The sequence below is a fragment of the Streptomyces sp. NPDC046805 genome (genome assembly GCF_040645355.1).
Classification (GTDB): domain Bacteria; phylum Actinomycetota; class Actinomycetes; order Streptomycetales; family Streptomycetaceae; genus Streptomyces.
The window spans coordinates 168,758-195,571 of the sequence record NZ_JBEYYC010000010.1 but is presented as its reverse complement, the minus strand read 5'-3'; the positions used below and the strand labels follow the sequence as shown (position 1 = coordinate 195,571).

The following is a 26,814-nucleotide window of genomic DNA, read 5'->3' as shown; positions in this document are numbered from 1 at the left end:
ACCGCGGAGCCCGACGAACGTGGGCGTGGCACAACAGCCCTCCAAAGGACGGCCGAGGTGGCCAAGAAGTTGCCTGCGCCAAAGTCGCCAGGGCCACCGGCACGACATCAGCGGTGGCAGGACTGTCAGTCTCCTGGGAAAAGGAACACCGAAGCGGCCTTCACGACGTCACTCGTCCGCTTCAACTCGCGGACGGGCGGCGGAAAGTGACGCGATCAGCAGCCTTCGGGCCACGCTGGTTGTCGCCGGCGGCCATCTGACGTCTCCGGCTACAACTCCTCATGGGTATCCATCTCGAACCACACTGTCTTCCCCCTGCCGCTCGGTGAGTTCCCCCAGGAGGAAGCCAGAGCAGACACGATCACCAGCCCCCGCCCTCCTTCGGCCTTGTCCTCGTCCGGACCGAGATCCACGAGCATCGCAGGGTGGGCGTCACTGTCCCGTACCTCAACCCGGAGATGGTCGGGGTACTTGCGTAGACACACGTCGACGTCGCTGTCCCCGTGGATAAGCGCGTTGGTGACGACCTCCGATGCCAACACCTCGGCAGAGTCGCACAGCGAAGCCAGATGCCAGCCGTCCAAGGCCGCGGTGAGGAAGCGACGGGCGCGCTGTGCGCCTTGGTAGTCGTGGCGCTGCAGGTGGAGCTGTCTGATGCTCTCCTTGACTTCCCTCGCAGGGCCTTCGTAGCGCAACAGCAGTAGAGCGGCGTCGTCCACCCGCCGGGCATGCCCGACAGGGGAGCCCATCAGCCCGTCGCCGAGACGTTCCAGTTCATCACCGGAGAGGGCGACAGCGGCTTCCAGCGTCTCCCGGGCTAGCTCGCCACCCACGCCGGACAGCCCGTCCGTGTAGAGAACGAGCAGCGTGCCCGGGTCCATGTTCAGGATGCCGGCCTGATACGACGGACTCGGCTCGACTCCCAGCGGGACACCTACGTCGGCCGCTGCCGCGAGGTAACGGCCGTCAGCGGTTCGGATCAGGGGGCGCGGATGACCGGCGCTGACGACCTGGGCAGTGCCGGTGTCCGGGTCGAGCCAGACGCAGCAACACGTCGCGAAGAGATCTGTCTCCAAGTCGATCATCAGGCGATTCGCGCGATACAGCACCGTGCTCGGGTCATGGCCTTCCAGTGCGTAGCTGCGTACCGCACTGCTGAGCTGCCCCATCACCACGGCTGCCGCCGTGTTGTGCCCCTCGACGTCACCGATCACCGCGGCCACGCCGCCGTTGGGGAGCGTGATGATGTCGTACCAGTCGCCTCCGAGCTCGATCGCGCCAGTGGGTGGCTCGTACCGGCTCGTGGTCAGCACACCCGCGGGCTGGGGAAGCACCCGGGGCAGCAGGGCATGTTGCAGCTTCTGCGCCAACGCGTGGCTGGCGTCGTAGAGCTGGGTGCGTTCAAGCGTCTGGCCGAGCAGCGTCGACAGAGTGGACAGTGGCGCCAGTCGCGTGGCGATCAGGCGGTTCTCCGGCGCGAGTCCGATCGAGCATGTGCCCAGTGCGTGGTCTCCGGCAAGCAGCGGGAGAACAACCCACACGTGCTCGTCACGGCCGTCCGCTGTCATGCGGCCTTGCCCGGACGACTGGCCTTGCTCTCCTGCCTCGTGGATGAGCTGCCTCTGATGCGTGATGGCTTCGGTCTCAGGGAACTTCGCGTTGATGGAGATGCCGTTGAGGGATTTCAGGTACTCCTTCGAGCAGCCCGATGCGCCGACCACATGCAGCCGGTCACCCTCGATCAGGCTGATGGCCACCGCTCGGGCCCCGAATCCGGAAACCAGTCGCTCGACCGTCAGTGCGATCGCGTCCCTCGTATGCACGGCCGACATCAGGGACACGGTCAGTTTGTGCAGGTGAAAAATGAAGGGTGCGCTCAAGTAGCCCTGCGAGCCGTGCCCTTCCTGGGAGGAGGTCCCGTCGGTCTCACCGACGGCACCGCTTTCAGGGGAGACCACCAGCGGAAGCTTCGGAGGGGACAGAGAGACACCGCGGCGGGAAAGTCGGTCCAATCCGGACGAGAGATGCTCGGCGGTTTCGCGCAGGTAATCCGTCTCTTTCGTGGACACTTCTTGAACGTCGTGCGGCAAGAACGCCATCAAAGCGCCGAAATTCTGCTCTCCTGCTGCCAGCGGTGCGGCGGCCACGATGTGCGGAGCGGCCGCATAGACCCCGAAATCGAGATATCGCGCTGCTATGTCATATGTGTGGGCCGTGCAGATCCGCCGTGTTCGATAGGCGCGGACGGAGGGAAAGAACAGGTCATCGGTGGGCAGACGCTCCGGTGTGATCGATCCCAAGAACGAGGTAGCGACGGCCGCAGCCGCCAACATCGGTTCCCCGGGGACGACCAGATATACCGTGACGACTGACGCGCGCAGGTCGTGCATGCAACGACGAGCCGCCGAGGCGCAGAGGCTGTCGCGGCCCTTCGCGTCGGTCGCGTCACCGACGTCGGGCCACGACTGAGAAGAGGATGCCGGAGACCGCATATCACTCGCCCCACTGCTTCCGAACACCTTCGTTCACCGTACTACGGGCCACCCCGCCCGGCCCGTCACAAGGGCGGACGCCGGCGCTCGGGCAGAGGTCCCGACCTTTGTGGGCGTCCCCTGTCGGCGGTCCGCAGAACGGACGGGGGGGGGAAGATCGGTCCTGGAGTACCAGACCACGCCTTAGCCGTTGAAGGGCTCCACGAGTTGCTTTCTATCGCTGAGTGAATCTGACGCAAGAAGTCAGGTTCTTGTAGCCTGGCGGCTTGAAATGCAAGGTCGCACATGGCGGATTCGACGAGTTCGACAGTTTCATTGCTTTCGCGCTGATCACCCGGTGCCGTAAGGACGGTTTGGAAGCCTTCATGAGGCCCGCCGGTGGTCCCGGAGATGAACGGCGTCGAGGTGGTCAGAGCGGCGCCTGATGGAGCTCGACGAATCAAGCGTGTGTGCCTGTGGCGAAGAGCGGAATGTTCGAGTTTCTCATGTGGCGTGAGCACAGTGGTCACACCGATGTACGTCGATCCACTTCCGTTTGCGGTGAACACTGGACCAAGGCGTTCGGCGAGGCGCTGGCGGCTTCACCGTCGGGCTGAGCGCGCGCTCATGCTCCGGGATCAGCAGGAGCTCATCCGTGCCGCGGGCGTGCCCAAAGGGCCCTTCTACAACCACTTCCCGAGCAAGGAGGTGCTCGCCTCGAAGTCATGCACACTACGGGGCGGCTCGCCGCCTGAAGGTGCTTGAGGACGCGACGCTGTTCCCGCTGCGCGCCTGCGCGCACGGCAACTTCGGCGCCGGGGGCGTGGTCGAAGTGGCGGAACCGCGGTGCGGGGTGCATCGGGAGCGCGCAGTGGAAGATGTTCCGGGCGTACGCCCAGGCCAGGGCGAAGGCGATCTTGTCACCCTCGCTCAGGACGGCGAAGGCGCGGCCGTGGCTGTGTTTGATGTCGCGGGCCTCGGTGACGTAGCAGCCGCTGCGAGGCAAAACGAAAGCCCGAGCCGCCGAGCGCTGTCCGCGATCGGCGGCTCCGGCGTCGTGCCCGTCAGGCGGCTTCCGCTTCCGTCGTACCGGGGAGGCAGAGTGTTGGGAAAGGCGGAAGCGACCGCGAAGCTCTCGCGCGGCATCCCGCAGACCAGGGAGATGCTGGGAGATGCGTCGACGGGCGGGACGTCCAGGCTCGCAGCGCCGCCCGGCATGCCTTCTACCGCTGGCGCTGACGTGTCACCGCGCGGATGACGCCGATGGCGGCTGCGACGATGATGAGGGCGCCGACGACGAGCACCTACGGGCGGGATCCGCTGCTCTTGCAGTTTCGCGTTCGAGGCCGGCTGTAGCCGCCCGGTCCATCCATGCGTCTGGATCGCGGACGAGCGTGGTGCTCGGGGTGACACGCGCGCGGACGAGGGCCGAAGGACTGGACGAATGTGCCCCGTCCGGGCTGCGGCGTGACCAGTCCTTCACGCTCCAAGTCCCGGTATGCCTATGAGCACTGTGTTCGCGTTGACCGCACTGACGGAGACGACCCCTCGGGCCGTCGGCAACTGGTGCCTGGGCATCAGTAGCCCAAGCCGCAGAGCATCCCCTGCGGACGGGTCGGCACTGGCGGCCGCGGCGCCCACGGATCTCCGTCACGGCGCGGGGCGTGTCCCTGGCCACCGTGAGGAGCGTGGCAGTGCGGTGCCGGGCGTCGTGCAGCCGGATGACGCGCGGAGGGCGGAGGGCTGGGCGAAGCGGGTGACGCGGAGCAGTAGATGTTCGGGGGCTCGGCCGGGCGGCCGCTTCATGAGGTCGGAGCGGCCGACCGCGTCGGCTCCTCAGTCCTTCGGGAAGACGGAGTCGCCGGTTACGGTCCGGGTGGAGCCGTTCTTGAGGGTGATGTCGACCTTGTCGGCACTGCCGGACGGCTCGGCGGACGGCCACCAGGCGGTGAACCGGTTGTTCTGGATGGTGGCTTCGATGGTGCGGCCGCCGTCGTGCAGGGTCACGGCCCCGACATCGGATCCCACCGAGCCCTCCATGTAGTTGAGGCCGGTGCTCCCTTCGCCGTGACCGCCGGCCGAGTCCACCTCGACGGCGTTGTCGGGGAGCTTCTTCACCGGGCCGATCACCTCGGCCATGCCGTGGCCGGCCTTGTCGGTGAGGCAGTAGGAGATGGTCTTCCCGTCGGTCACGACCACAGAGGTGACCGAGCCGCGCACGTCCAGGTTGGCGTACGAGACCGACGTGCCGGAGTAGTCGCTGCCCAGGGCCTTGACGCACCACTTCTCGGCGGCGGCGGCCTCGGGCGAGGTGGCCGGCGGACGACTCGGGGTCCCGGTCCAGCTCGCGAGTTCCGCCGCGGGCAGGACCCCCGAGCCGGGCGTGCTGGGCACAACCTGACCCACGACGGCCACGGCAGTGGCGGCGGTGACGGCACCCGCCGCCACCCAGAGCCACGCGCGACGGCGGCGGGGCGGGGCGGCCGCCTGCGAGGTGGACGCCGCACTGTTCATCACGGTACGCAACAGATGTTCCTTACGGTTGCTTTCGGCTTCGGTCAGTTCTCTGACGGGAGCAGCGTCCAGAGCGGCCAGCAACCGGGGGAGGTTCTTCTCGTGATCCTTCACGTCTCTTCCTTCAGTGCGCCGGAGCCGGAGCGGGGGTGGTCCGACCGGTCGGGCCGAACAGCTTGGCCAGACGGCCTTTGGAGCGGGACAGCCGCATCGTGTACGCCGCGCGTGAGCAGCCGAGCACGGTGGCCGCGTCCCGGTCCGGGAGGCCCTCCCAGACATGGAGCGCCAGCACTTCCTGGTCGGCGGCCGGAAGCTGCCGCCAGGCGGCTACCAGGTCCATCCGCTCCTCGGCCTGGGTCAGACCGTCGTAGTTGTCGTCGCCACCGTTCTCCATGACACGCACCGCGACAGCCGTCTGGCGGCGCTGCCCGCGGTGGGCGTTGAGCATCGCATTACGCGCGGTGCCGAAGAGCCACGGACGTGGGTCCTCCGGCAGCTCGCTGCGACGACGCCACGCAGCGAGGAACGTCTCACCGACGATGTCGTCCACGTTCATAGGGTGAGCACGCCGGCGGACGAAACGCAGAACGTCCTCGTAATGAGCGCGGTAGACATCGGTGAACTCGTCCTCGCTGTCGATGGCCATGGCTTCCTCTCGCTGCTTCCGTCCCTACGTGTCCACCACCCGTGACGGTGCAACGCGAGAGTCCGAAGAATTTTGTGCCGACCCCCAGCAGCGCGGACAGGGTACGCGGCAGTGCCGAACGACAGAGGTCATCGCAGGTCACCGCGTGTGACAGCCCAAGGCTCGCGCCCGGCCCCAGCGGAGCGTCGGCGGCAGAGCCGTCCAGGACTGCAGTACCGGCACCCCGTCCCGCCCCGCCCCGCCCCGCCCGTCACAAGGGTGGACAGCGACGCGCGAGCAAAGTCCCGGGCCTTCGTGGTCGCCCACTGTCGTGGACCATTGGTGAACGGCCGGCCACTGGCCGCGCACGCAGTGCAGCATGACCCTGCAGGTCATGCTGCACTGCTGAACGGTGTCAGCCGAGCGGGTCGGCCGCACCGCGCAGGGTGGCCAGGACCGAGGCGTACGTGCGTGCCTTGATGGTGCCGAGGGTGTCGCCGGCCTTGTCCAGCTGCGCCTGGGCGATCTCAACGGCCGTGGAACGCACGGCATACTCGTCCACCGCCCGGTCGACGAGGCCGGCGGCCGCGGCGTCCGTCCCGCCGTAGCGGCGGGCGGTGGTCATGGCCTCGTGTGCGGTCTGCGGCGCCAGCCGGGACCGGATCAGGGCGACCATGCCGGGCGTGAAGGGGATCTTGATGTCGGCCTCGGGCAGGCACCACCATCCGCGGTCGGCGCGCATGACGCGGAAGTCGTGCGCGAGCGAGAACATCGCTCCGGCGGCGAAGGTGTGCCCCTGCAGGGCGGCCACGGTGATCACCGGCAGGGACAGCACGCGGGCGAAGAGCTCATGGACGGAGCCGGTGTAGCTGTCGTACTGGTCGCGGTGAGCGGACAGCCACTCCAGGTCCAGGCCGTTGGAGTAGAACTTGCCCGTCGCCGCGGTCACCAGGGCACGCGGCCCTTCCGCTTTCTCCACCTCGTTCAGGGCGGCGTTGACAGACGTGATCCAGTCGGGGTGGAAGCGGTTCTCACCGTCTCCGAGATCGAGCACGAAGACGTTTTCCTGGCGGTCGAGGGTAGGCATGTCTGCTCCTTGGGGCTGTTGCCAATCGCATGTCTGGGACGGCAGGCCGCAGACCGGCGGCCACGGGTTGTGGGGTGGGTTCGGAGTGGAAGCGGCCGTCGAGCTCCGTCGGCGGTTCGGGCGCGGTGGTCGTCAGGCGGCTGCCGCTTCCGTCGTACCGGGGATCGCTCCATGGGTGCGCATCCGGGCTTTCTCGGCGGGGCTGAAGCCCAACTCGGCGAGGATCTCGTCGTTGTGCTCGCCCAGGTCCGGTGCCCGCTTGGCGGGGACCTTCGGGACCCCGCGGAGGTTGACGGGGCTGTTGACGGTGTAGTCCAGCCCGCTGACCCCCTCCAGCGGCACGACGATGTCGTTCGCGCGCAGCTGCGGGTCCTTAGCGGCCTTCTCCGGCGTCTGGATGAGGCTGAAGGTCACGCGTTCCCTGGTCAGGACGTCCTGCCAGTGGGCGAAGGGCCGCGAGCGGAACGCCTCGTCGAGCAGCTCGGCGAGCGCGGCGGCATGCTTGACGAAGCCCTCGGCGTCGGTGAACCGGGGGTCCTTGAGCAGTGCCGGACGCTCGATGGCCCGCGTCAGTTCAGGCCAGCGCAGAGGCGAGGTCGCCAGCATGAACCACTGGCCGTCCGATGTCCGGTAGGGGGTGGTCAGCGCGTTCGCCGGTGCCGTCCGGTCGTGCGGTTGGAACGGTGTGCCGTCGGCGAGCGCGCCGGCCACGAGCGTTCCTGTGGCCCAGACGCCGGTGGCGAGCAGTGACGTCCCGACGTTGGCTCCTTGTCCCGTCCGTTCGCGGTGGTAGAGGGCGGTCGCGATCGCCGCGTAGATGGCGACCGCTGTCGTGTTGTCGCCGCTGCCGAAGACCGGCACCGTGGGCGGGGCTCCCGCGTCGCGGGTGGAGGCCAGCAGTCCGCTGCGCGACCAGAAGGCGGTCAGGTCGAAGCCCGGCTGCCCGGCGTCGGCCCCGGCGTCACCGAAGCCGGTGAGGTCGGCGTAGACGACTCTCGGGTTCCAGCCGGCGACCTCGTCGTAGCCGAGGTGCAGCTTCTCCCGTGTGCCGTGCGGGAAGTTGGTGATCAACACGTCGGCCCATTCAACGAGCCGCTTGAGGACCTCGGGGGCCTCCGGGGACTTCAGGTCGATCGCCATGCCGCGCTTGTTGCGGTTGGTGAGGTGCCAGCCGTAGTTGGTCTCGGCCTGGGGGCTGGGCGGCATGGAGCTCAGGGTCCGCCAGGGGTCGCCCGCGCCCGGCGGTTCGATCTTGATGACGTCCGCTCCGAAGTCGGAGAGGATCGTGGCCGCGGCCGGTCCCGCGATGAAGCTCGACGCGTCGAGGACCTTCAGGCCGGTGAAGACGGATTCGGTGGTCATCGCAGTCACCCCACGAAAGCGCTCTGGCCGGTGATGGACTTGCCGACGATGAACGTCTGCATCTGGTGGGTGCCCTCGTAGGAGTAGAGAGCCTCGGCGTCGGCGAAGAACCGGGCGATGTCGTAGTCGAGGACGATCCCGTTGCCGCCGAAGATCTCGCGGCACCAGGAGACGACCTCGCGCATACGGGCACAGACGAACGTCTTGGCCAGGGAGGAGTGCTCGTCGCGGTAGACGCCCTGGTCCTGCAGCCGGGCGAGCTGCACCACCAGTCCCCAGCAGGCGGTGATGTTGCCCAGGCTCTTGACCAGCAGGTCCTGGATCATCTGGAACTTGGCGATCGGACGGCCGAAGGCTATGCGCTGTTTGGCGAAGTCGAGTGCGAGTTCGTAGGCGCCGATCATCACGCCCAAGGACTCCCAGGCGACGATGGAGCGGGTGACGCGCAGGACCTCGGCGACGTCGTGGAAGTTCCTGATGTTCTGCAGCCGGTTCGCTTCCGGCACGCGTACGTCGGTCAGGGTGATCTTGGCGTTCTGCACGATCCGCAGTGCGATCTTGCCCTCGATCTTCTCCGGCTCGAAGCCGGGGGTGCCCTTTTCGACGACGAAGCCCTTGACCTGGTTGTCGTCGACGTCCCGCGCGTAGATCATGACGTAGTCGGCGAAGGTGGCGTTGCCGATCCATGTCTTGGAGCCGTTGAGGACCCAGGTGCCGCCCTCGCGCTTGGCGGTGGTGCGCATACCGCCGGAGACGTCGGAGCCGCCGTGCGGCTCGGTCAGGCCGAACGCGCCGATCTTGTCCATGGAAGCCATGGCAGGCAGGAACCGGTCGCGCTGTTCCTGGTTGCCACCGTAGTAGATGGAGTAGAAGCCGAGTCCGTTGTGGACTTCGAAGAAGGTGGAGGTAGAGGCGTCGACGCGGCTCAGTTCCATCGCCAGCATGCCGCTGAGCAGGTTGCTGACCGCCGGCTTGTGTGCGCCGTAGCCCTCGTAGGCCAGGGCGTTCAGCCCGCTGCCGCGGAACTTCTCGACGAACTCGACGGGGAATGTGCCCTTGTACCAGTACTCGTTGACCAGCGGCTTGATCTCCTTGCGCAGGAAGGTGCGGGCGCCCAGCAGGATCTCGCGCTCCTCGTCCGAAAGGTGCGCCTCGTACTGGTAGAAGTCGGCGGTCAGGTGGTCTTCGAGCTGTTCGACGGGGGTGACGTCGGTGGTCGTGGTCATCTCAGTTCTCCTTCTGGTTCTGGCCCTGCCGGATGTCGTTCAGGGCGGACAGGACGGCGAGTTGCTCGCGGTCGCGGACCTCGGCGAGGTCCGTGTACGGCGTGGCGGCGTACGCCTTCTCCACTGCCTGGATCACTCGCTCCTGGTCCTCGGGGTCGTATGAGGGTTGTCCGAGGGCCAGTTGCTGCACGGAGCGGCCGATGCCCGTGCTCATGTGGCGGATGCCGCCGGGACCGCCGCCCAAGTGCGAGCCGAGGAACGGTCCGACCGTCGCCCAGCGGATGCCGAGCGAGTGGGTCACGACGGTGTCCAGGTCCTCCGGTGCTACCACGCCCTGCTGGACGAGGTAGACGGCCTCGCGGAGGAGCGCGATCTGGAGCCGGTTGCCGACGAAGCCGGGGATCTCCCGGTGTTCGACGACGGGGGTGCGGCCGACGGCGGTGTAGAAGTCGACCGCCGCCCGCACGGTTTCCCCGGAGGTGCGTTCGCCGGGGACGACCTCGACGAGCGGCATCAGGTGGGGCGGATTGAAGGGGTGTCCGATGAGGACACGGTCGGCGTCCTCGAGTCCCGTGGTGAAAGCCGTTGCCGGGATCGCCGACGACGAGCTCAGGAGCAGTGCGTGTCCGGGGGTCTCCCGGACCAGCTGGGCGAACAACTCCTTCTTGAATTCGACCCGTTCGGGGCCGTTCTCCTGGACGACGTCCGCGTCCAGGACGGCTTCGGTGACGTCGGCCGCCAGGTGGACGCGGTCGGCGAGTCCGTCGGTCTCCAGGCCCTGGGCGGCCAGGTGCGGGGTGAACTCCGCGAGCGCGGTGTCGACGGCCTCGGCGAGATCAGGGCGGGGGTCGCTCACCCGGACGGTCAGGCCGTGGCCGGCGAACAGTGCGGTCCAGGAGAGTCCGATGATGCCCACGCCGATCACAGCGGCGGTGCGGAACTGGAGTGTCATCGCGTACCTGCCTGGAGGTAGTCGAAGACCGGCTTGACCGGGGCGAGGGTCAGGTCGGTGAGGATGTGGCTGGCGGAGACGATCTCCAGCACGGGCAGGTCGGCCAGCGGGGCGAGGACGTGCTGGAACAACTGCAGCCGGGCCGGGCCGGTGTAGGCCGACTTGACGACCACGTCGGTGGTCTCGGTGCGCACCAGTTCCAGGACCGCGCGGGGTGCCGTCGTAGTCGGGGACGGCTTTGAGCATGAAGGTGGGCACGGTGATCTGCGCTTCGGCCTCGGAGTGGTCCTTCAGCACCGGTGCCATCGGGATGCACTCGGCCGTCGTCAGCACCGGGGCGCACTCGGAGACCACGACGAACAGGCCGCTGATGTCGGCCGGTTCGTCCTGCCCGACCGTCTTCCGGTGCAGCGGGGAGAGCGGCGTGCCCAGCGCGCGGCCAGCGATGCCGACCCGCCCGGAGGCGGTCGGCACGGTGTCGTCGAGGGTGGCGGCGTCCGCCCGGTCGGCGGCGCCGCGGAAGCCCGTGGTGTGCGCGTGGACGAGGCCGGGGTCAGCGGCGTCGTCGTAGGTCAGGCCCCACCGGGCCGGCGCATGGGGGCGCAGGTGGGTGATCAGCACGTCGGCGTGGATGCGGTCGGTGACACGCACGCCGTCGCGCGGCCCGAAGATGTGTACGTCCGCCATTTTCGTGTCCTTCCGTCGCCGTGTCCGGCTATGGCAAAGAACGCTAATGGCGCATTTCGGGCATTGGAATTATCGTATGGCGAACGTTGGCGTGACCGCAGTGGTCACCTCACCGGCAGGGTGCGGCCAGCATGAATCCGAGCACGCATCGCGCACCCGCGCCGGCCACCCTCCCCGCTATCAGACGTGGATCGGATCGGCGAAAACCTCGCGGGCCTCTTCGACGAGTTCGTCCAGGTCACCGCCCGAGGCGCGCTCGCGGCGCCAGATCAGGGCGGTCTCCAACCGGGCCTCGAAATCAGTGAACGGCAGGACCTTCGTGTTCTCCAGCGCATAGCCGTGGATGGGGCTGTCCGGGTCGAGCACGGCAAAGTAGAAAGCCATCCCGCTGGAAACCGTTTCAGCGATTCCGCCATAGCCGGCATCAGTCAGCTTGATTCGTTTCCTGATCCCACGCTCGAACATTTCTCGGTCGAGCTGGTCGAAGTAGATGGATCTGATCTCATTGGCTGCGACGACGAAGCTGAGGTCGGCCAGGTCCTGCAGTTCCACCGAATCCCGCCCGACGAACTTATCGGCCGGCACCACCGCTCCCAGCCGTTCCGACATGACGGGGAGCACGTCCAGCGAGGGGTCGCGGATCGGCAGTCGGGCCAGCGCAAACGCGATCCTGTTCTCCCCCACGGCGGTGACCAGTTCCTTGGACGTGCCGGGCCAGCGCAGCAGAACGCACCGGTCCTCAACACGCTCGGCGAGCACGTTGAGGAGCTCCCTCAGCCTCGGATGTATCCCGGTAGCAATGCCCACGAGCATGGAAGTGCGCCCCGGCCGGGTCGCCTCGTGCAGCCGCCACGGCATGGCATTGACCTGTTCCAGCACGTCCCGCGCGAGCGGCAGCAGCGCCTCACCCGCCGGCGTGAGCGTGACACTGTGTGAGTCGCGCTCGAACAACCGGTGGCCGAGCTCCTTCTCCAAGTCCCTGATTCGCTGGCTCAACGGCGAAGCGGCCATATGCAGGCGCCGGGCCGCCGCAGAAAAGTTCAGCTCCTCGGCAACCGCGATGAAATACCGCAAATGGAGCATTTCCACGCCGTCACGGTACCTCGATCCATCGGCGGCGACTGCCTCCTGACCCGAGGCTCGGTCTCATGGTCTGGGTGTCATGTGCAGTTCGGCCCAAATTGAGTTTGCCGTCCGAGGTGTAGCGGGTGCCCCACCTGCGGCTCAATTGGCCGACGAGGACGAGGAGGCGCGGGTCACGAGGGTGGTGGCTGGCGTAGAGGCGCAGCATGCCCACGGTTTGGCGGGCGGGTTCGGGCCACCGGACGGGCATGGCCATCGCCATCGACTCCTTCTTCCTTCTCGTGATCTCATCGCCCGCCATTCGTCATGCGAGCCATGCGGACTCCTTGTGACGTAGGCGTGGGGAGACGTCCGAGCCGCCCGCGGCAACGGACGTGCCCGTGGTGCCGGGTGCGGCCGAGTGCCCCAGGTGCCGGTGCACGAAGTGGATGGCCATCGCGCCCTCACCGGCCGCCGAGGCCACCCGCTTCACCGAGCCGCTACGGACGTCCCCTACCGCGAAGACCCCGGGCAGGCTGGTCTCCAGGGTCATGCACGAGCGCCCGCGGCCGTGCCATACCTCGGGGTAGGCGCACGCTTCCTGGGCCTCCGGGCCGGTGAGGACAAAGCCGCGGGAGTCGAGGGCGATGATGCCGGCGAGCCACTCGGTGTGGGGGTCGGCGCCGGTGAAGACGAACAGGCCCCGTACCGCGAGTCGGCGGTGCCCGCCCGTGCGGTTGTCGACCACGTCGAGTTCCTCCAGCACCTCCTGGCCGATGACCTCGGTGACCTCGGTGTGCAGCATGACCTCCACCCGCGGATGGCGCTCGACCTGGTCGATCAGGTAGCGGGACATGTTGGCCTCAAGGCTGGGTCCTCGGACCAGCAGGTGTACCTTCGGCGCGTACCCGGCGAGGAACAGCACCGCCTGGCCCGCCGAGTTGCCTCCGCCGACGACTGCCACCGGGTCGGTGCGGCACTGCTGGGCCTCGTAGACGGTTGCCGAGTAGTGGACGCTCGTTCCCTCCAGGCGTTCGATGCCGGGCACCTGGAGCCGGCGGTAGCGGGCACCCGTGGCGAGGACGACGGCGCGGGCGGCGATCTCGCTGCCGTCGGCGAACGCCACCACGTAGTGGTCCTCGTCCTTGGGATGGAGACCGGTCGCCACCACGGGAATGCTGATCCTGGCGCCGAACTTGTCGGCCTGGAGCACGGCGCGTTCGGTGAGTTCGGCGCCGGAGATGCCGGCGGGGAAGCCGAGCAGATTCTCGATGCGGGACGACGTGGCGGCTTGGCCGCCGGTGGCCATCGCCTCCACCACGGTGGTGCTCAGGCCCTCGGAGGCGGCGTACACCGCGGCAGCGAGGCCGGCGGGTCCGGAACCGACGATCAGGACGTCGCCGTGACGGTTTCCGGCGGGCAGTGACGGCAGACCGATGAGCCGGGCCAGTTCCGCGTTGCTGGGGTTGTGCAACAGGGTGGAGTCCCGCCAGATGACGAGCGGTGTCTCCTCCGGGCCGACGCCGAAGCGGCGCAGCAGGTCCTCGGCCTCCTCGTCGGTCTCCAGGTCGATCCAGCGGTGCGGCAGTCGGTTGCGGACGGCGAACTCGCGCAGCCGCCTGGTGTCGGGCGAGTAGCGCGAGCCGATGATGCGGAAGCCGGCGCCGTGTCCGACGAGCAGCGCGCGACGGCCCAGACAGGCGCGCAGCACGATGTCCCCGATGGTGGAGTCCTGGGACACCAGGTGGCGCAACTGGTCCAAGGAGACGACAAGGACCTCGCCCGGCTCCCTGACGACAGCGGTGTAGAAAGCCACTTGTCCATACAGCAGGCCGAGTTCGCCGATGAAGCGACCGGGGCCGTGCACGCGCAGCACGTGCTCCTCGGGAGTGCCGTAGTCCTCGACGACGGCGACGGTACCGCTGAGGACGACGAAGAACGTCTCGCAGCGCTCCCCCTCCCGGATCAGCACGTCGTTCGGAGCCATATTCCGGCGTTGCCCGTGCTCCGCCAGACGTGCTATCTGGTCCTCCGTAAGGCGCGGATACGCGCCGTAGATGTCCGGGGTCTCCCAGAAGACGGCCTCGTCCGCTTCCTCCGGCACCGGTTCTTCGCCCGGCAGCGACTGGTCGCCGGACATCAGACGAACGCCTCGTGAACGTAGCACCAGCGCCATTCCTCGCCGGGCTGGAACGACTGCACGATCGGATGAGCGTCGGCAGCCGCGTGCCTACGCGCGTGCTTGTTCGGCGAGGAGTCACAGCAGCCGACGTGCCCGCAGGTCAGGCAGAGCCTCAGGTGGACCCACGGGGAGCCGAGCAGCAGACACTCCTGACACCCTTCTGGGGTCAGCGGCTGGACCGGCCGGACAAGCGCGAGGTGGGGGTCTGCGCGCAGAGTCATCCGGATCACCCTTCCCGGGCCGTGATCGACTGTTCCACCCACTGGCGCAGAGCGGGGGCGGGCGCCGCCCCCGCCTGCCGGGCGACCGTCTCGCCCTGGTCGAGGACGAGCAGTGTCGGTACCGCCCGGACCTCGAAACGCTGCGCCAGCCGCGGGTTCTTGTCGACGTCGACCTTGACGAGTTTGATTCGGCCGGCGAGATCGGTGGCGACCTTCTCCAGCGCGGGGCTGACCATGCGGCAGGGGCCGCACCAGGTGGCCCACAGGTCGACCACAACGGGGACGTCGGCCCGCTCGGCGACCTCGGTGAAGTCGTCGTCGCCCGCGTCCACCATCCACGGTAGGGGCTGCTTGCAGTGGCCGCACTTGGGGCGGCCCTCCGCGGCCACGGGCACCCGGTTGGTGCGCCCGCAGTTCGGACAACTGACGGTCGTCGCTTGCATCGTGCTCATGCCGCCCGCGCTGCCATCACGTCCTCGGGCTGGTCGTAGGTGACCACCAGTTCCCCCGCCTCGGCGTCGACGCGGACCGTCGCGCCGTCCTGGACGTCACCACGCAGCAGGGCGCGCCCGATCATCGTCTCGACCTCATGGGAGATGTAACGCCGCAGCGGCCGGGCCCCGTACACCGGGTCGTAGCCCTGGTGGGCGATCAACTCCCGGGCCGCCTCGGTGAGTTCGACCGTGATGCGGCGTTCGGCGAGGCGGCGGCGCAGTTCGTCGAACTGCAGCTCCACGATCCGCTCGATCTGCCGCTCGCCGAGCGGTTTGAACAGCACGATGTCGTCGACGCGGTTGAGGAACTCCGGGCGGAAGTGCCCGCGCAGCTCGCCCATCACCAGGGCGCGGGCGTCCGGCTTGATCTCGCCCTCGGCGGTGGCGCCGTCGAGGAGGTACTCGGAGCCGATGTTGGACGTCATGATGATCACGGTGTTGCGGAAGTCGACGGTACGGCCCTGAGCATCGGTGATGCGGCCGTCATCGAGGACCTGCAGCAGGGTGTTGAAGACATCGGTGTGCGCCTTCTCGATCTCGTCGAACAGCACAACCGAGTACGGCTTGCGGCGTACGGCCTCGGTGAGCTGGCCGCCTTCCTCGTAGCCGACGTATCCGGGCGGTGCGCCCATGAGCCGGCTGACGGTGTGCCGCTCCTGGTACTCACTCATGTCGAGGCGGACCATGTTCTCCTCAGAGTCGAACAGGGCCGCCGCGAGGGTCTTGGCCAGCTCGGTCTTCCCGACGCCGGTGGGGCCGAGGAAGATGAACGAGCCGATGGGGCGGCGCGGGTCGCGGATGCCGGAGCGGGCGCGGATGATGGCGTCGGCGACGAGCTTGACGGCCTCGTCCTGGCCGATGACGCGCTCGCGCAGGATCTCGTCGAGGCGCAGCAGCTTCTCGCGTTCGCCCTCCTGGAGACGGGCGACGGGGATGCCGGTCCAGGCGGCGACGATCTCGGCGATCTCCTCCTCGGTGACGACCTCGCGCAGCAGCCGGTTCTGCCCTTGTTTGGCGGCCAGTTGCTCCTCCTCGGCCTTCAGCCGGCGCTCCAGGTCCTGGAGGCGGCCGTAGCGGAGTTCGGCGGCGCGGTTGAGGTCGTAGGCGCGTTCCGCCTCCTCCGCCTCGTGGCGGACCTGCTCCAGTTCCTGACGCAGTTCCTGCACGCGGCGGATCGCCTGCCGTTCGGCCTCCCATTGGGCGTGTTTGGCGTCGGCCTCGCCGCGCAGGTCGGCCAGTTCCCTGCGCAGCTCCTCCAGACGGGCTTTGCTGGCGGGGTCGGTCTCCTTGGACAGGGCCGCCTCCTCGATCTCCAGGCGGGTGACGCGGCGGGTGATCTCGTCGAGTTCGGCGGGCATCGAGTCGATCTCGGTACGCAGCCGGGCACACGCCTCGTCGACCAGGTCGATGGCCTTGTCGGGCAGGAACCGGTCGGTGATGTAGCGGTGAGAGAGTGTTGCCGCCGCGACCAGCGAGGTGTCCTGGATCTTCACGCCGTGGAAGACCTCCAGGCGTTCGCGCAGTCCGCGCAGGATGGAAATGGTGTCCTCCACGCTCGGCTCGTCGACCAGGACCTGCTGGAAGCGGCGTTCGAGGGCGGCGTCCTTCTCGATGTGTTTGCGGTACTCGTCGAGCGTGGTGGCGCCGATCATGTGGAGTTCGCCGCGTGCGAGCATCGGCTTGAGCATGTTGCCCGCGTCCATGGCCCCTTCGGCGGCGCCCGCTCCTACGACGGTGTGGAGTTCGTCGACGAAGAGCAGGATGCGCCCTTGGGCGGCCTTGACCTCGGACAGCACGGCCTTGAGGCGTTCCTCGAACTCGCCGCGGTACTTGGCGCCGGCGACCAGGGAGCCCATGTCGAGGGCGAACACCGTCTTGTCGCGCAGGCCCTCGGGCACGTCGCCGCGAACGATGCGCTGGGCCAGGCCCTCGACGATGGCGGTCTTGCCGACACCGGGGTCGCCGATGAGGACGGGGTTGTTCTTGGTCTTGCGGCTGAGGATCTGGGTGACGCGGCGGATCTCCGCGTCACGGCCGATGACCGGGTCCAGCCGCCCGGACCGAGCCTCGAGGACCAGGTCGCGGCCGTACTTCTCCAGAGCCTCGTAGGCCACTTCAGGGTTGGCGGAGGTGACGCGCTGGTGGCCGCGGACCTGGGTGAGCGCGTTCAGGAACGATTCCCGGGTCACGCCGTGCTCCTTGAGCAGGCGTCCGGCGGCGGTCGCCGAGCCCTCCTCGGCCAGGGCGAGCAGGAGGTGCTCCACGGACACGTACTCGTCCTTGAGGCGTTTGGCCTCCCGTTCGGCGGCATCGAGCAGGCGGGCGAGGCGCTGAGTGACGAAGACCTGGCCGGGTGCCGCGCCGGGGCCGGTGACCTTCGGACGGCGGGAGAGTTCCTCGCGCACGGCCGCGCGCAGCTCCTTCGGCTCGGTGCCGGCCTGTTGCAGCAACCGTGGGATCAGACCGTCCTCCTGATCGAGAAGCGCGAGCAGCAGGTGTTCCCCGTCGACCTCGGTCTGCCCCATGCGGACGGCCGCGCTCTGGGCCTCCTGGAGGGCTTCCTGGGACTTCTGGGTGAGACGGTTCATGTCCATGGGGGTGTTTCACTCCTCGTACCGGCGCGGCGCAGGGCGGCTTCGAGCATGCTGATGCGGTCCAGCAGGTCGAGCACCAGGCCGATGGATGTGTAGTTGAGGCACAGCCCGGTGCGCAGCCGCTGGACGCGGGCGAGAGCGGCCGGTGCCGTGGGTTCGAACACCAGCCCTCCGGAGGGGTCGCGCTCGGCCTCGACCAGCCCCAGAGCGACGAACCGGCGGACGAGGTCGGGATGGACGCCGGAGCGGCGGGCCACGGTCTGCAGAGAGAGCCTGGGCACTGGCACGATCGCGTACCGGACGCGTGCCGGCGCGGGAGCTGTCAGCCGAGACGCCTGGCGCGCCTCGGCGCGTGGGTCACTCATCGTGTCCTCCTGGGGTCGAACGAGGAGACGGCGGCGAGCTCCTCGAAGAGTGCGCGCTCCCTGTCGCTGAGCCTGGACGGCACCATGATCCGGAGCTCGGCGTAGAGGTTGCCGTTCGTGCCGCGCGGGTTCGGCATGCCCTCACCGCGCAGCCGCAGCCGCCGGCCGCTGGACGAGCCCGCGGGCACGCTCACTTTCGCCGTCGCCCCGCTCGGCGTGGGCACCGGAACTGTCGCGCCCAGCGCGGCCTCCCATGGTGTGACCGGAAGCTGCACGTACACGTCCCGGCCGTCGAGGCGGAACTGGGGGTGCGGCTGGATCCGCACCCGCAGGTACAGGTCCCCCGCGGGGGCGTCACCGTTGCCCCGGCCGCCCTCGCCCGCCAGCCGGATGCGCTGCCCGTCGGTGACACCCGGTGGCACGTCGACCTCGTACCGCCGCGGCTGCCCTGTGGGACCGGCGAGCGTGACGGTGCGACGGCCTCCCCTGTAGGCCTCCTCGACGGTGAGCGGCAGTTCGGCCTCCTGGTCGGCTCCGGGGACACGCATCCGTCCGGCGCCCCCGAAGAACGAGCCGAACAGGTCGTCGACGTCGACGCCCTCCGCGCCGAAGCCGCTGGTGGCATACCGGACCCGGGGGCCACCCCCGGTGGACCAGCGGAAGCCGCCGCCGGGTCCCGCGCCGGCACCGACCCGCTCCTCCCAGTCCTCGGGAACCTTCCGGAAGTCCTCGCCGAAGCGGTCGTAACGGGCCCGCTGGTCGGGGTCGGACAGGACACTGAAGGCCTCATTGATCTCCTTGAACCGCTCCTCCGCCGCGGGGTCCTTGTTGACATCTGGGTGGTACCTGCGGGCCAGCTTGCGATACGCCCGCTGGATCTCGTCCTTGTCGGCGTCTCGCGGAACCCCGAGAACCTCGTAGAAGTCGCGTGCCATGGCCGCTCACTCCCGCTTGGCGACGGTCACGGCGGCCGGCCTCAGCTGCCGCTCGGCCTCGCCGTAGCCGGGGCGCAGCACCTGCGCCACGGTGTTCGGTTCGGCGTCGGGGTCCTGGACCACGCCGACGACCTCGTGCCGGGAGGGGTCGAACGGGACGCCGGTCTCGGCGTGACGCTCGTAACCAAGGCGTTCAAGGATGGACACGGCCTGGTCGCGCACGGCGCGAACCCCCTCGACGATCGCCCCGGGGTCGGAGCCCGCGTGGTTCAGGGCCAGTTCGAGGTTGTCAATGACGGGAAGGAAGGCCGCCGCCGTGCGGGCGCGTTCGACCGCGCGCTCCCGGTCCAGTTCCCTGGCGTGTCGCTTGCGCAGGTTGTCCAGATCGGCGAGAGCACGCCGCCAGCGGTCCTCGACCTCTTTCAGCGCGGCCGCGTACTCGTCCTCGACCCCGGCCGGACCGGTGGCCGCGTCAGGCCCCGGTTCGGCCTGCGTGGTCGGCGGCGCGGGCTCGGGCAGGTGGCCCTGCGGCGGTTGTGCGGCGCCTTCGGGCGGTAGGTCGGACGATCGGTCCTGGGGAGGGATCGGCATGGCGGGTACCTCAGCCCTTGTCGAACTCGGCGTCGATCACGTCTTCGTCGGCGCCGGCACCGCCCTGCCCGGAGCCGTCCGGCCCGGTGGTGCCCGACGGACCACTCGCCGCCGCGGCTTCGGCCTGGTGGGCGGCGAGCCCGGCGTAGACCTGCTGAAGTTCGGAGGTCAGCGGCCTGACCTTGTCCACTCCGGCCTCGTTCTTGACCGCGTCGCGGGCCTCTGCCACCAGCATCTCGGCGCGTGCCTTTTCGTGCGCGGGCGCGGCGTCGGCGAGTTCGTTCAGACGCTTTTCGACCTGGTAGGCGATCGCGTCGAGTTCGTTGCGGGCGTCGACGGCCTCGCGGAGTGCCTGGTCCTGGCCCCGGTTGCTTTCGGCCTCCTGGACCATGCGTTCGACCTCACTGCGGTCCAGGTTGGAGCTCTCGCTGATGGTGATGCCCTGTTCCTTGCCGGTGTCCTTGTCGCGCGCGCTGACGTTGAGGATGCCGTTGGCGTCGATGTCGAAGGTGACCTCGATCTGCGGTTCGCCCCGCGGCGCCGGGCGGATGTCGGTGAGCTGGAACCGGCCGAGGACCCGGTTGTCGGCGGCCCGTTCGCGCTCGCCCTGGAGGACGACGATGTCGACGGCGGGCTGGTTGTCCTCGGCGGTGGAGAAGGTCTCGCTGCGGCGCACCGGGATGGTGGTGTTCCGCTCGATGATCTTCGTCATCACTCCGCCGCGCGTCTCCACGCCCAGCGACAGGGGGGTGACGTCGAGCAGCAGGACGTCCTTGACCTCGCCCTTGAGCACCCCGGCCTGGATCGCGGCGCCCAGGGCGACGACCTCATCGGGGTTCACGCTCATGTTGGGTTCCTTGCCGCCCGTCAGCCGACGCACCAGTGCCTGGACGGCGGGGATGCGGGTGGAACCGCCGACGAGGATGACCTCGTCGATGTCGCTCTCGCCGACCTTGGCGTCGGCCATGGCCTGCTGGACCGGTCCCAGGCACCGCTCCACCAGGTCGCTGGTGATCTGCTCGAACGTGGACCGCATGATCGAGTCGGTGAGATGCTTGGGGCCCGAGGCGTCGGCGGTGATGAACGGCAGGCTCACCTGCGTCTGCGTCACCGAACTGAGCTCGGTCTTGGCCTTCTCCGCCGCCTCGAACAGGCGTTGCAGCGCCTGCGGGTCCTTGCGCAGGTCGATGCCGTTCTCCTTCTGGAAGTCGTCCGCGAGGTAGTCGACCAGACGCCGGTCGAAGTCGTCGCCGCCCAGATGGCTGTCACCCGCAGTGGAACGCACCTCGACCACGCCGTCGCCGACGTCGAGGATGCTCACGTCGAAGGTGCCGCCGCCCAGGTCGAAGACGAGGACGGTCTCGTGCTGCTTCTTGTCCATGCCGTACGCGAGGGCGGCCGCCGTCGGCTCGTTGATGATCCGCAGCACTTCCAGTCCCGCGATCCGTCCGGCGTCACGGGTGGCGGTGCGCTGGGCGTCGTTGAAGTAGGCGGGCACCGTGATGACCGCCTCCGTGACCCGTTCCCCCAGCTGCTTGGAGGCGTCGTCGGCGAGTTTGCGCAGCACCAGGGCGCTGATCTCTTCAGGCGCGTACAGCTTGTCACGCACCTTGAAGCGGGCCTCGCCGTTGTCTCCCGGGACGACGTCGTAAGCGACGGCCTTGGCCTCGTCGGAGATCTCGTCGAAGTGCCGGCCGATGAACCGCTTGGCCGAGTAGATGGTGCCCTTGGGGTTGAGGATCGCCTGGCGTCGGGCCAACTGGCCCACCAGCCGCTCGCCTGTGTCGGTGAAGGCCACCACGGACGGTGTGGTCCGGTTGCCCTCACTGTTGGGCACGACGGTCGGCTCGCCGCCCTCCCACACGGCGATCACCGAGTTGGTGGTGCCCAGGTCGATGCCCACTGCCTTGGCCATGAGGAACTCCTTCCGCGGCGGTCGACGTCCGTCGGCGACCGTTCATCCTCCGGGCCCTGTTCGCCCGGCTTCGAAACTCGTTCGGCTGGGGGCGGGGTCGCTGCGCGGGCGGCCGCCCCTGGAGGAGGCGCTCTCCGTGTTCGCGCCGGCCCTGCTGTCCAGCCCGGCGACCAGCCGGACGGCCTCATCGGCGACGTCCTCGTCCACCACGACGTCGTACCGGCTGGGCTCCATCGAGCGGACCGAGGCGAAGTTCCGGCGGCCGCCCTGGGCCGCATGCAACAGCACGCCGAGCAGCGCACCGACGACCGCTCCGAAGATCAGCCCGTACAGCGCGAGGAGCAGACCGGAGACGACCGGATTCAGCCAGTTCAGCAGCCCGAAGATCCAGCCGACGAGTACGCCGGGCAGCGCTCCGGTGGCTGCGCCGTGGAGGGCGGCCTCGCCGTACCCCATTCGACCGATCACCTGTTCGATCAGGCGCATGTCCCGACCGATGATCGCCACCTTCTGAACGGGAAAGCCCTGGTCGGCGAGGTGATCGACGGCACGTTCGGCTTCCTGGTACGTCGAGTACGAGGCAACGGCCCCGAGGGCCTGCTCGGTCATGGCCACTCCTTCCGCCGACGGACCGACCGCCGAGCGGTCCCGACAGGCCCCAGAGTGGCTGTTCGCCCGGTCACCCCGCCTGCGCCCAGCGGGTCGAAAAGTGGCACCGGCGGTCGGTCTGCGAGGACAGGAGGCGGGACGACGATTCGGGCTCGCGGCTCGCGGCGGGGTACCTCAGGGTTCGGCCCGACATGAGGTAGCGGGGCTCACGGATGTTCCGACGCAAGGGACTTTCTCCCCCGCTTCGACGCTCAGGAGGCGGGCGGCGCCCGGGACACCACCGAGATCCTCGGTCTTGCCCTGTGCAGGTCGCTGCCCTCGGGCCGTACCGCGCCGGATATTCTCCCGGGGCCATCTGCGCCTGGCGGTGTCGTCCTGGTTCCCACCCGGGAGGCAGGACTCCTTTCCCCTCTCCAGGCTGGTACGGCGCACCGCGGCGATCCTGTCCCTGGGCGTGGCGACATTCGACGCGGCTGCGCGACGCTACGGACCGGCGGCCGCCACGGCTGACCGGACCGTGGGGTGGAGAGCGGGCCCACCTCCACCGTGCACCGCCTGCTCTCTCCGCAGCCAGGCCTTGGGGTTCAGCCGGGCATGGGGTGGTGCGCCCGGGCGAACTGCTCCACGACGGCGACGCAGAAGGCGGGCAGGTCGGCCGGGCCGCGGCTGGTGACGAGCTGCCCGTCGACGACCACCTCTTGGTCTGCGACGACCTCCGCGCCGGCGTTGCGTAGATCGGTGCGGATGCTGGGCCAGGACGTCAGGCGGCGGCCACGCACGGCGTCGGCTTCCGCCAGGGTCCACGGGCCGTGGCAGATCGCTGCGACCGGTTTCCCGCTGGCCATGAAGTCCCTGACGAACTGCACCGCGTCGCGGTCCATGCGCAGCTGGTCGGGGTTCATGGTGCCGCCGGGCAGGAGCAGGGCGTGGTAGTCGTCGACGGAGGCGTCGGCGACCAGGCGGTCCACGGGGAAGGTTCCTGCCGCGTTGAGGTCGAACTGGCGGGCCTGGATCTCGCCGGGATGGAGCGAGACGATCTCGGTCTTCGCCCCTGCGCCCTGTAGCGCACCGCGCGGCTGGTCGAGTTCCACGCGCTCGACGCCGTCGGCGGCCAGAATCCCCACCCGCATCCCCCGCAGTTCCTGTGTCATGGTACGGCTCCCTTCACGAGTCGCTGGTTGTACGACGCGAGCGGCAGGGACACCCGGCAGGGCCCGTCCGGATCCCTTTTCCGGACCGGGGACTGCAGCCGAGGATGCCCCGAGCGTGTATGTGCGCGCGATCAGCCACGGCATTCCGAGTCACAGGCCGTTGCGTGGGAGAAATCGGGCGTGATCTTCCTGGCCCAGGAGACCAGCCGCGCTGCGAGGGCAATCGCGAATCCTCGAGCATCTGCGGCGCGACCCGGGCCTCGGTGGAAGGCTCCCGTCTCCACCTTCCGGCCCCCGCCCGGCATGTCGGTTCAGGTCGGTGACATGCACCGGGGCGCGACTGCTACAGCAGCCGCTCGAACACCGCGGTCACGCCGTCCCAGTGGCTGGTCTGCGGGTTCTTGACATCCGGATACATGATTTTGAACGTCTCGGCGAGGGCGACGCTGAGACCGCCGATGATCTCGGGGTATCGCTCTTCGGTCTCCTGGGTGGGTGCCCTGTCGAGGGGAGGGTGCGCGGCGAGCTGTTCCAGGATCGGCTTCAGCTCGACCTCCTCGTCGAGCCGCCGGAACCGGTGGATGCTCTCCTGGAGGCCCTTGGTGATCGGTAGGTCCCACGGCTCGACGGTATCCCGGCCGTTGGCCTTGGCCGACGCCTGGCCGACAACCAGGAGGTCGTAGAGCTTGGCGTCGACGAAGTCGCCGTACCGCTTCAGGTCGTTCTTGTCCACGTCGAGGCCTGCGGCGGCGCGGAAGAACCTCTCGAACTTCGACACACCCATCACGGTCATGCCTCTCGCCTCCTCACCGGGAACCGGACGGCGTCGTTCGCTCCCGCCAGCGCCGCCATCGGCTGTTACCGGTCGAGATTCGCAGAGCCCGCCTGCTGAGCGCCTCCGCACCCCAGGCCGAAAAAGAACACCCCCTCCTACCCTGGCAGAGCAGCATGAAATGCGCAGGCATCCCCCGGTCAGCCGTACGGCCGTCCCTCCGCAGGAAGCTGCGCGGCGTCGCAGCGCCTCGAACGAGAGCCGCCGACTGCAGGGCCGCCCTGGACCTCCGCGCCGAGGCCGCGCAATTGGTCCGCGACCGCCTGGTCGGTGAGGCGTCCGTCGCCGGCGGGTCGTGGTCGGCCAGGAGGGCGAGCCAGTCCACCGCGTTCTTGGACGCGCCGCTGACCGACCCGTGGTATGTCGGGCTGCTCCACAGCAGGGCGTCGGCGGCCTGAACGGTGTCCGCAAGCCGGCGGGCGGACGCAGGGATGCTCGGTCGTGCAGAACGGAAGAGCCAGCCGCTTGAGGTCGATCACCAGGGTGCCGGCGCCCGCATCGGCCGCCCCCTCGACCGCCACACGCAGTGCGGTGAGGCTGGTCGACGGGTGCGCAGCGAACCTCCCATTCCGACGACGAGCAGGCGCGCCATCCTGTCAACTCCTTCAGAGCATCTCCAGGGGCGTGGGCCCGCTGGGTGGCGGGAACGCCTCGTCGAGGGCGTCGAGCGCCTCGGTAGGAAGGTGGAGGTCCACCGCGCCGCGGTTTTCCCGAACGTGGTCGGGTGATCCGGAACGCGGGATCGCGGCCACCCCCTGTTCCAGTACCCAGGCGAGTGCCACCTGGGCCGGCGTTGCTCCGAGGGCCCGGGCCACGGCATCCAGTGCCTCGACCTTCAGGAGCCGCCCCTGCTCGATCGGGGAGTAGGCCATGACCGTCACCCCGGCCTCACGGCACCAGGGGAGAAGATCCCACTCGATGCCGCGCCGGGAGAGGTTGTACAGCACCTGGTCGACGGCCGCGGCGTCGCCACCGGGGAGGGTGGTCAGCTCAACCATGTCGGCGACGTCCAGATTGCTCACGCCCCAGTAACGGATCTTCTCCGCCTCCATCAGGTCGGTGAATCCCGCAAGGGTCTCCTCGAGTGGCCACCGTCCCCGCCAGTGCAGCAGGTACAGGTCCAGCCGTTCCGTACGGAGCCGCCGCAGGCTGCCCTCGCAGGCGGCGACGGTGCCCTTCCGGTCGGCGTGGCCGGGCAGCACCTTGCTGACGAGGAAGACCTCTTCCCGGCGTCCCCGGAGGGCCTCCCCGACGAGCTCCTCGGCTGCGCCGTCGCCGTACATCTCCGCCGTGTCGACGACGGTCATGCCCAGGTCCACGCCCAGCCGCAGCGCGGCGATCTCCCGTTCACGCCGGGCGGGGTCCTCGCCCAGGTACCAGGTGCCCTGCCCGAGCGCCGCGATCTCCTCACCGGCGGGGAGCGCAATCGTTCTGGCCGATTCTGCAGACATCTCGGGCCTCCCGTCTGCCGCGGATCCGTGTCACGCGCACCCGCACCGAGTGCCCAGGTCCGCGGCTCCCAGACAGCCGTGTCGCATGCGCCGCAGGGAGGTCAGGAGGGGCGAGCGGACTGCGCCGGGAGCTCGCCGGGACCGGGTGCGCGATCCCGCAACGCGACGGCCACCGACACAACGGCGCCGCAGGAGAGGACCGTCGCGAAGCCGATCATCGCGGTCTGCACGGCGAAGTGCCGCAGGGCGATGCTGAACAGGACGGAGGGCAGGCCCATTCCCAGGTACGCGACGACGAAGAACACGGCGAGGACCCCCGCGCGTGAGGCGGGCTCGGCCGCTGAACCGGCACGTTCGACTCCTCCCTTGAACAGCAGCCCGGAGCCGGCTCCCGACAGGGACACGGAGACCAGATAGAGCCAGAGCGCCGGGTGGTAAAGGGCGACGGCGCACAGGGCCAGGCCGACCGGAAAGACCACTGCCCCCACGGTCAGGAGCCGGGGCAGTGGGAGGCGGCCCAGCACCAGCTGGGCGGCCGCCGCGGAACCGAACATGAGGAAGGCCGCCAGGCCGACCACGAGGTGCGAATCGGTGTGCAGGGTGCCGTGGAGCACGCTCGCCCCGAGGGAGGAGATCAGGCCGAGGATCGCGAAGGCGAAGGCGCCCAGCGCGCTGGCCGCGCCGAACGCCCGCCGGCCGCCGGGGCGCAGGACGAACCTGCTGGGCGGTTGGGCCGCGGGCAGCTCCAGGTCCACGGTCTCCGGGGTGCACAGCACCAGCGCCAGGCACACTGCCATGGCGAGCGTGAAGATCGCCTGGGCGGTGATCAGGGGCGTGGGAAGCCACTCGGCGGCGGCTCCGGCGACCAGGGGCCCTGAGGCCAGGCCGCCGAGGTTGGCGGCAGTGGCCACGACGCCGGGCAGCACCGAACCCGTCCGTTCCGGACGGGCCTCGTGGTGGAGGTCGTGCAGGTACGTCGTCGCGGTCGAGGCCATCAGCCCCAGTCCGACACCGTTCAGGATCCTGCCCGCGATCAGCCCCGGCAGGTCCCGCCACACGATCAGTACGACCGACGCGACGATGCCGACCAGCAGCGCCGGGACGATGATGCGCCGCCGGCCGAGCCGGTCCGACAGGTGTCCCAGCCCTAGGAAGGCGGCCGCTGCGCCCACGACCATCGAGGCGTACGCCACCGTGACCGTGGTCGCGCCGAAGTGGTCCCGGGCCTCGTACAGCGGCCACAGCGGGGTCGGCGCGGTGCCGAAGGCCATCAGTACGGTGAAGGCCACCGCCACGAACCAGAAGCCGGTCGTGTGCGAGGCACGGCGCCGTGCGGGGGCGCGGGGCGGCAGGTCGGCGGGAGCGAGTGCTGGAATCCGGTGGGTCGGGTCGACGGGAGCGTCGGCTGTGGGACGGCTCAGCGGTGTCGGAACGGCAGGCAGGGGTACCCCTCCTCGGGCGGAAGCGGATGACGCTTTCCATCCTCCT

The 26,814-nt window shown here is 69.1% G+C and carries 23 protein-coding genes and 3 pseudogenes; all 26 read right to left on the bottom strand.

The window, feature by feature from the left end; all coding sequences use genetic code 11:
* Positions 1 to 269: 269 nt before the first annotated feature.
* Positions 270 to 2,390 carry an ATP-binding SpoIIE family protein phosphatase gene (locus ABZ910_RS13955; protein WP_361363318.1) on the bottom strand — a complete coding sequence of 707 codons (2,121 nt, stop codon included), beginning with the start codon at positions 2,388 to 2,390 and terminating at the stop codon, positions 270 to 272.
* A 1,324-nt stretch (positions 2,391 to 3,714) separates the two neighbouring features.
* Positions 3,715 to 4,070 (bottom strand): annotated as a pseudogene (locus ABZ910_RS13950) (GntR family transcriptional regulator); the annotation flags it as partial.
* 237 nt (positions 4,071 to 4,307) lie between these two features.
* Positions 4,308 to 5,099, bottom strand: coding sequence for a hypothetical protein (locus ABZ910_RS13945; protein ID WP_361363315.1), 792 nt, complete (start codon positions 5,097 to 5,099; stop codon positions 4,308 to 4,310).
* 10 nt (positions 5,100 to 5,109) lie between these two features.
* A complete protein-coding gene (locus ABZ910_RS13940) occupies positions 5,110 to 5,631 on the bottom strand; it encodes a sigma-70 family RNA polymerase sigma factor (RefSeq protein WP_361363312.1) in 522 nt (173 codons plus the stop codon).
* Between the two features lie 394 nt (positions 5,632 to 6,025).
* Entirely contained in the window at positions 6,026 to 6,697 is a 672-nt protein-coding gene (locus ABZ910_RS13935) for an enoyl-CoA hydratase-related protein (RefSeq protein WP_361363309.1), read from the bottom strand.
* A 132-nt stretch (positions 6,698 to 6,829) separates the two neighbouring features.
* Entirely contained in the window at positions 6,830 to 8,059 is a 1,230-nt protein-coding gene (locus ABZ910_RS13930; protein ID WP_361363306.1) for a CoA transferase, read from the bottom strand.
* Positions 8,060 to 8,064: 5 nt separating this feature from the next.
* Positions 8,065 to 9,285, bottom strand: coding sequence for an acyl-CoA dehydrogenase family protein (locus ABZ910_RS13925; RefSeq protein WP_361363303.1), 1,221 nt, complete (start codon positions 9,283 to 9,285; stop codon positions 8,065 to 8,067).
* Between the two features lies 1 nt (position 9,286).
* Positions 9,287 to 10,237 (bottom strand): 3-hydroxyacyl-CoA dehydrogenase NAD-binding domain-containing protein, encoded by a 951-nt coding sequence (locus ABZ910_RS13920; protein ID WP_361363300.1) that lies wholly within the window; start codon positions 10,235 to 10,237, stop codon positions 9,287 to 9,289.
* Positions 10,234 to 10,516, bottom strand: a pseudogene (locus ABZ910_RS13915) (acetoacetate decarboxylase family protein); the annotation flags it as partial. The gene ABZ910_RS13920 and the pseudogene ABZ910_RS13915, both read right to left, overlap by 4 nt.
* 150 nt (positions 10,517 to 10,666) lie before the next feature.
* Positions 10,667 to 10,924: pseudogene (locus ABZ910_RS13910) on the bottom strand (CoA transferase); the annotation flags it as partial.
* A 180-nt stretch (positions 10,925 to 11,104) separates the two neighbouring features.
* Positions 11,105 to 12,007, bottom strand: a complete 903-nt coding sequence (locus tag ABZ910_RS13905; protein ID WP_361363406.1) for a LysR family transcriptional regulator — start codon at positions 12,005 to 12,007, stop codon at positions 11,105 to 11,107.
* A 10-nt stretch (positions 12,008 to 12,017) separates the two neighbouring features.
* Positions 12,018 to 12,257 carry a hypothetical protein gene (locus ABZ910_RS13900; RefSeq protein ID WP_361363403.1) on the bottom strand — a complete coding sequence of 80 codons (240 nt, stop codon included), beginning with the start codon at positions 12,255 to 12,257 and terminating at the stop codon, positions 12,018 to 12,020.
* A 54-nt stretch (positions 12,258 to 12,311) separates the two neighbouring features.
* Positions 12,312 to 14,126: an FAD-dependent oxidoreductase gene (locus tag ABZ910_RS13895; protein ID WP_361363298.1), complete on the bottom strand. Its 1,815-nt coding sequence runs from the start codon at positions 14,124 to 14,126 to the stop codon at positions 12,312 to 12,314.
* Positions 14,126 to 14,389, bottom strand: a complete 264-nt coding sequence (locus tag ABZ910_RS13890) for a UBP-type zinc finger domain-containing protein (RefSeq protein ID WP_361363295.1) — start codon at positions 14,387 to 14,389, stop codon at positions 14,126 to 14,128. The genes ABZ910_RS13895 and ABZ910_RS13890 overlap by 1 nt, the downstream gene beginning before the upstream one ends.
* 5 nt (positions 14,390 to 14,394) lie before the next feature.
* Entirely contained in the window at positions 14,395 to 14,841 is a 447-nt protein-coding gene (gene trxA, locus ABZ910_RS13885; RefSeq protein WP_361363293.1) for a thioredoxin, read from the bottom strand.
* Complete coding sequence (gene clpB, locus ABZ910_RS13880; RefSeq protein ID WP_361363290.1) at positions 14,838 to 17,477, bottom strand: ATP-dependent chaperone ClpB; 2,640 nt, start codon at positions 17,475 to 17,477, stop codon at positions 14,838 to 14,840. Before clpB ends, trxA begins: the two co-directional genes overlap by 4 nt.
* Positions 17,468 to 17,842, bottom strand: a complete 375-nt coding sequence (locus ABZ910_RS13875; RefSeq protein WP_361363287.1) for a chaperone modulator CbpM — start codon at positions 17,840 to 17,842, stop codon at positions 17,468 to 17,470. Before ABZ910_RS13875 ends, clpB begins: the two co-directional genes overlap by 10 nt.
* Entirely contained in the window at positions 17,839 to 18,777 is a 939-nt protein-coding gene (locus tag ABZ910_RS13870) for a J domain-containing protein (protein WP_361363284.1), read from the bottom strand. Before ABZ910_RS13870 ends, ABZ910_RS13875 begins: the two co-directional genes overlap by 4 nt.
* 6 nt (positions 18,778 to 18,783) lie before the next feature.
* Complete coding sequence (locus ABZ910_RS13865; RefSeq protein ID WP_361363281.1) at positions 18,784 to 19,368, bottom strand: nucleotide exchange factor GrpE; 585 nt, start codon at positions 19,366 to 19,368, stop codon at positions 18,784 to 18,786.
* A 10-nt stretch (positions 19,369 to 19,378) separates the two neighbouring features.
* The gene (gene dnaK, locus ABZ910_RS13860; protein ID WP_361363278.1) at positions 19,379 to 21,283 is read right to left on the bottom strand and encodes a molecular chaperone DnaK; all 1,905 of its coding nucleotides are present in this window, start codon (positions 21,281 to 21,283) and stop codon (positions 19,379 to 19,381) included.
* A 42-nt stretch (positions 21,284 to 21,325) separates the two neighbouring features.
* Entirely contained in the window at positions 21,326 to 21,892 is a 567-nt protein-coding gene (locus tag ABZ910_RS13855; protein ID WP_361363275.1) for a general stress protein, read from the bottom strand.
* 584 nt (positions 21,893 to 22,476) lie between these two features.
* Entirely contained in the window at positions 22,477 to 23,043 is a 567-nt protein-coding gene (locus ABZ910_RS13850) for a type 1 glutamine amidotransferase domain-containing protein (RefSeq protein ID WP_361363272.1), read from the bottom strand.
* Positions 23,044 to 23,386: 343 nt separating this feature from the next.
* Positions 23,387 to 23,836, bottom strand: a complete 450-nt coding sequence (locus ABZ910_RS13845) for a DUF1931 family protein (protein ID WP_361363270.1) — start codon at positions 23,834 to 23,836, stop codon at positions 23,387 to 23,389.
* Positions 23,837 to 23,849: 13 nt separating this feature from the next.
* Positions 23,850 to 24,254, bottom strand: a complete 405-nt coding sequence (locus tag ABZ910_RS13840; RefSeq protein WP_361363400.1) for an NAD(P)H-dependent oxidoreductase — start codon at positions 24,252 to 24,254, stop codon at positions 23,850 to 23,852.
* 226 nt (positions 24,255 to 24,480) lie between these two features.
* Positions 24,481 to 25,326 (bottom strand): aldo/keto reductase, encoded by an 846-nt coding sequence (locus ABZ910_RS13835; protein WP_361363267.1) that lies wholly within the window; start codon positions 25,324 to 25,326, stop codon positions 24,481 to 24,483.
* 101 nt (positions 25,327 to 25,427) lie between these two features.
* The gene (locus ABZ910_RS13830; RefSeq protein WP_361363264.1) at positions 25,428 to 26,615 is read right to left on the bottom strand and encodes an MFS transporter; all 1,188 of its coding nucleotides are present in this window, start codon (positions 26,613 to 26,615) and stop codon (positions 25,428 to 25,430) included.
* Positions 26,616 to 26,814 lie beyond the last annotated feature (199 nt).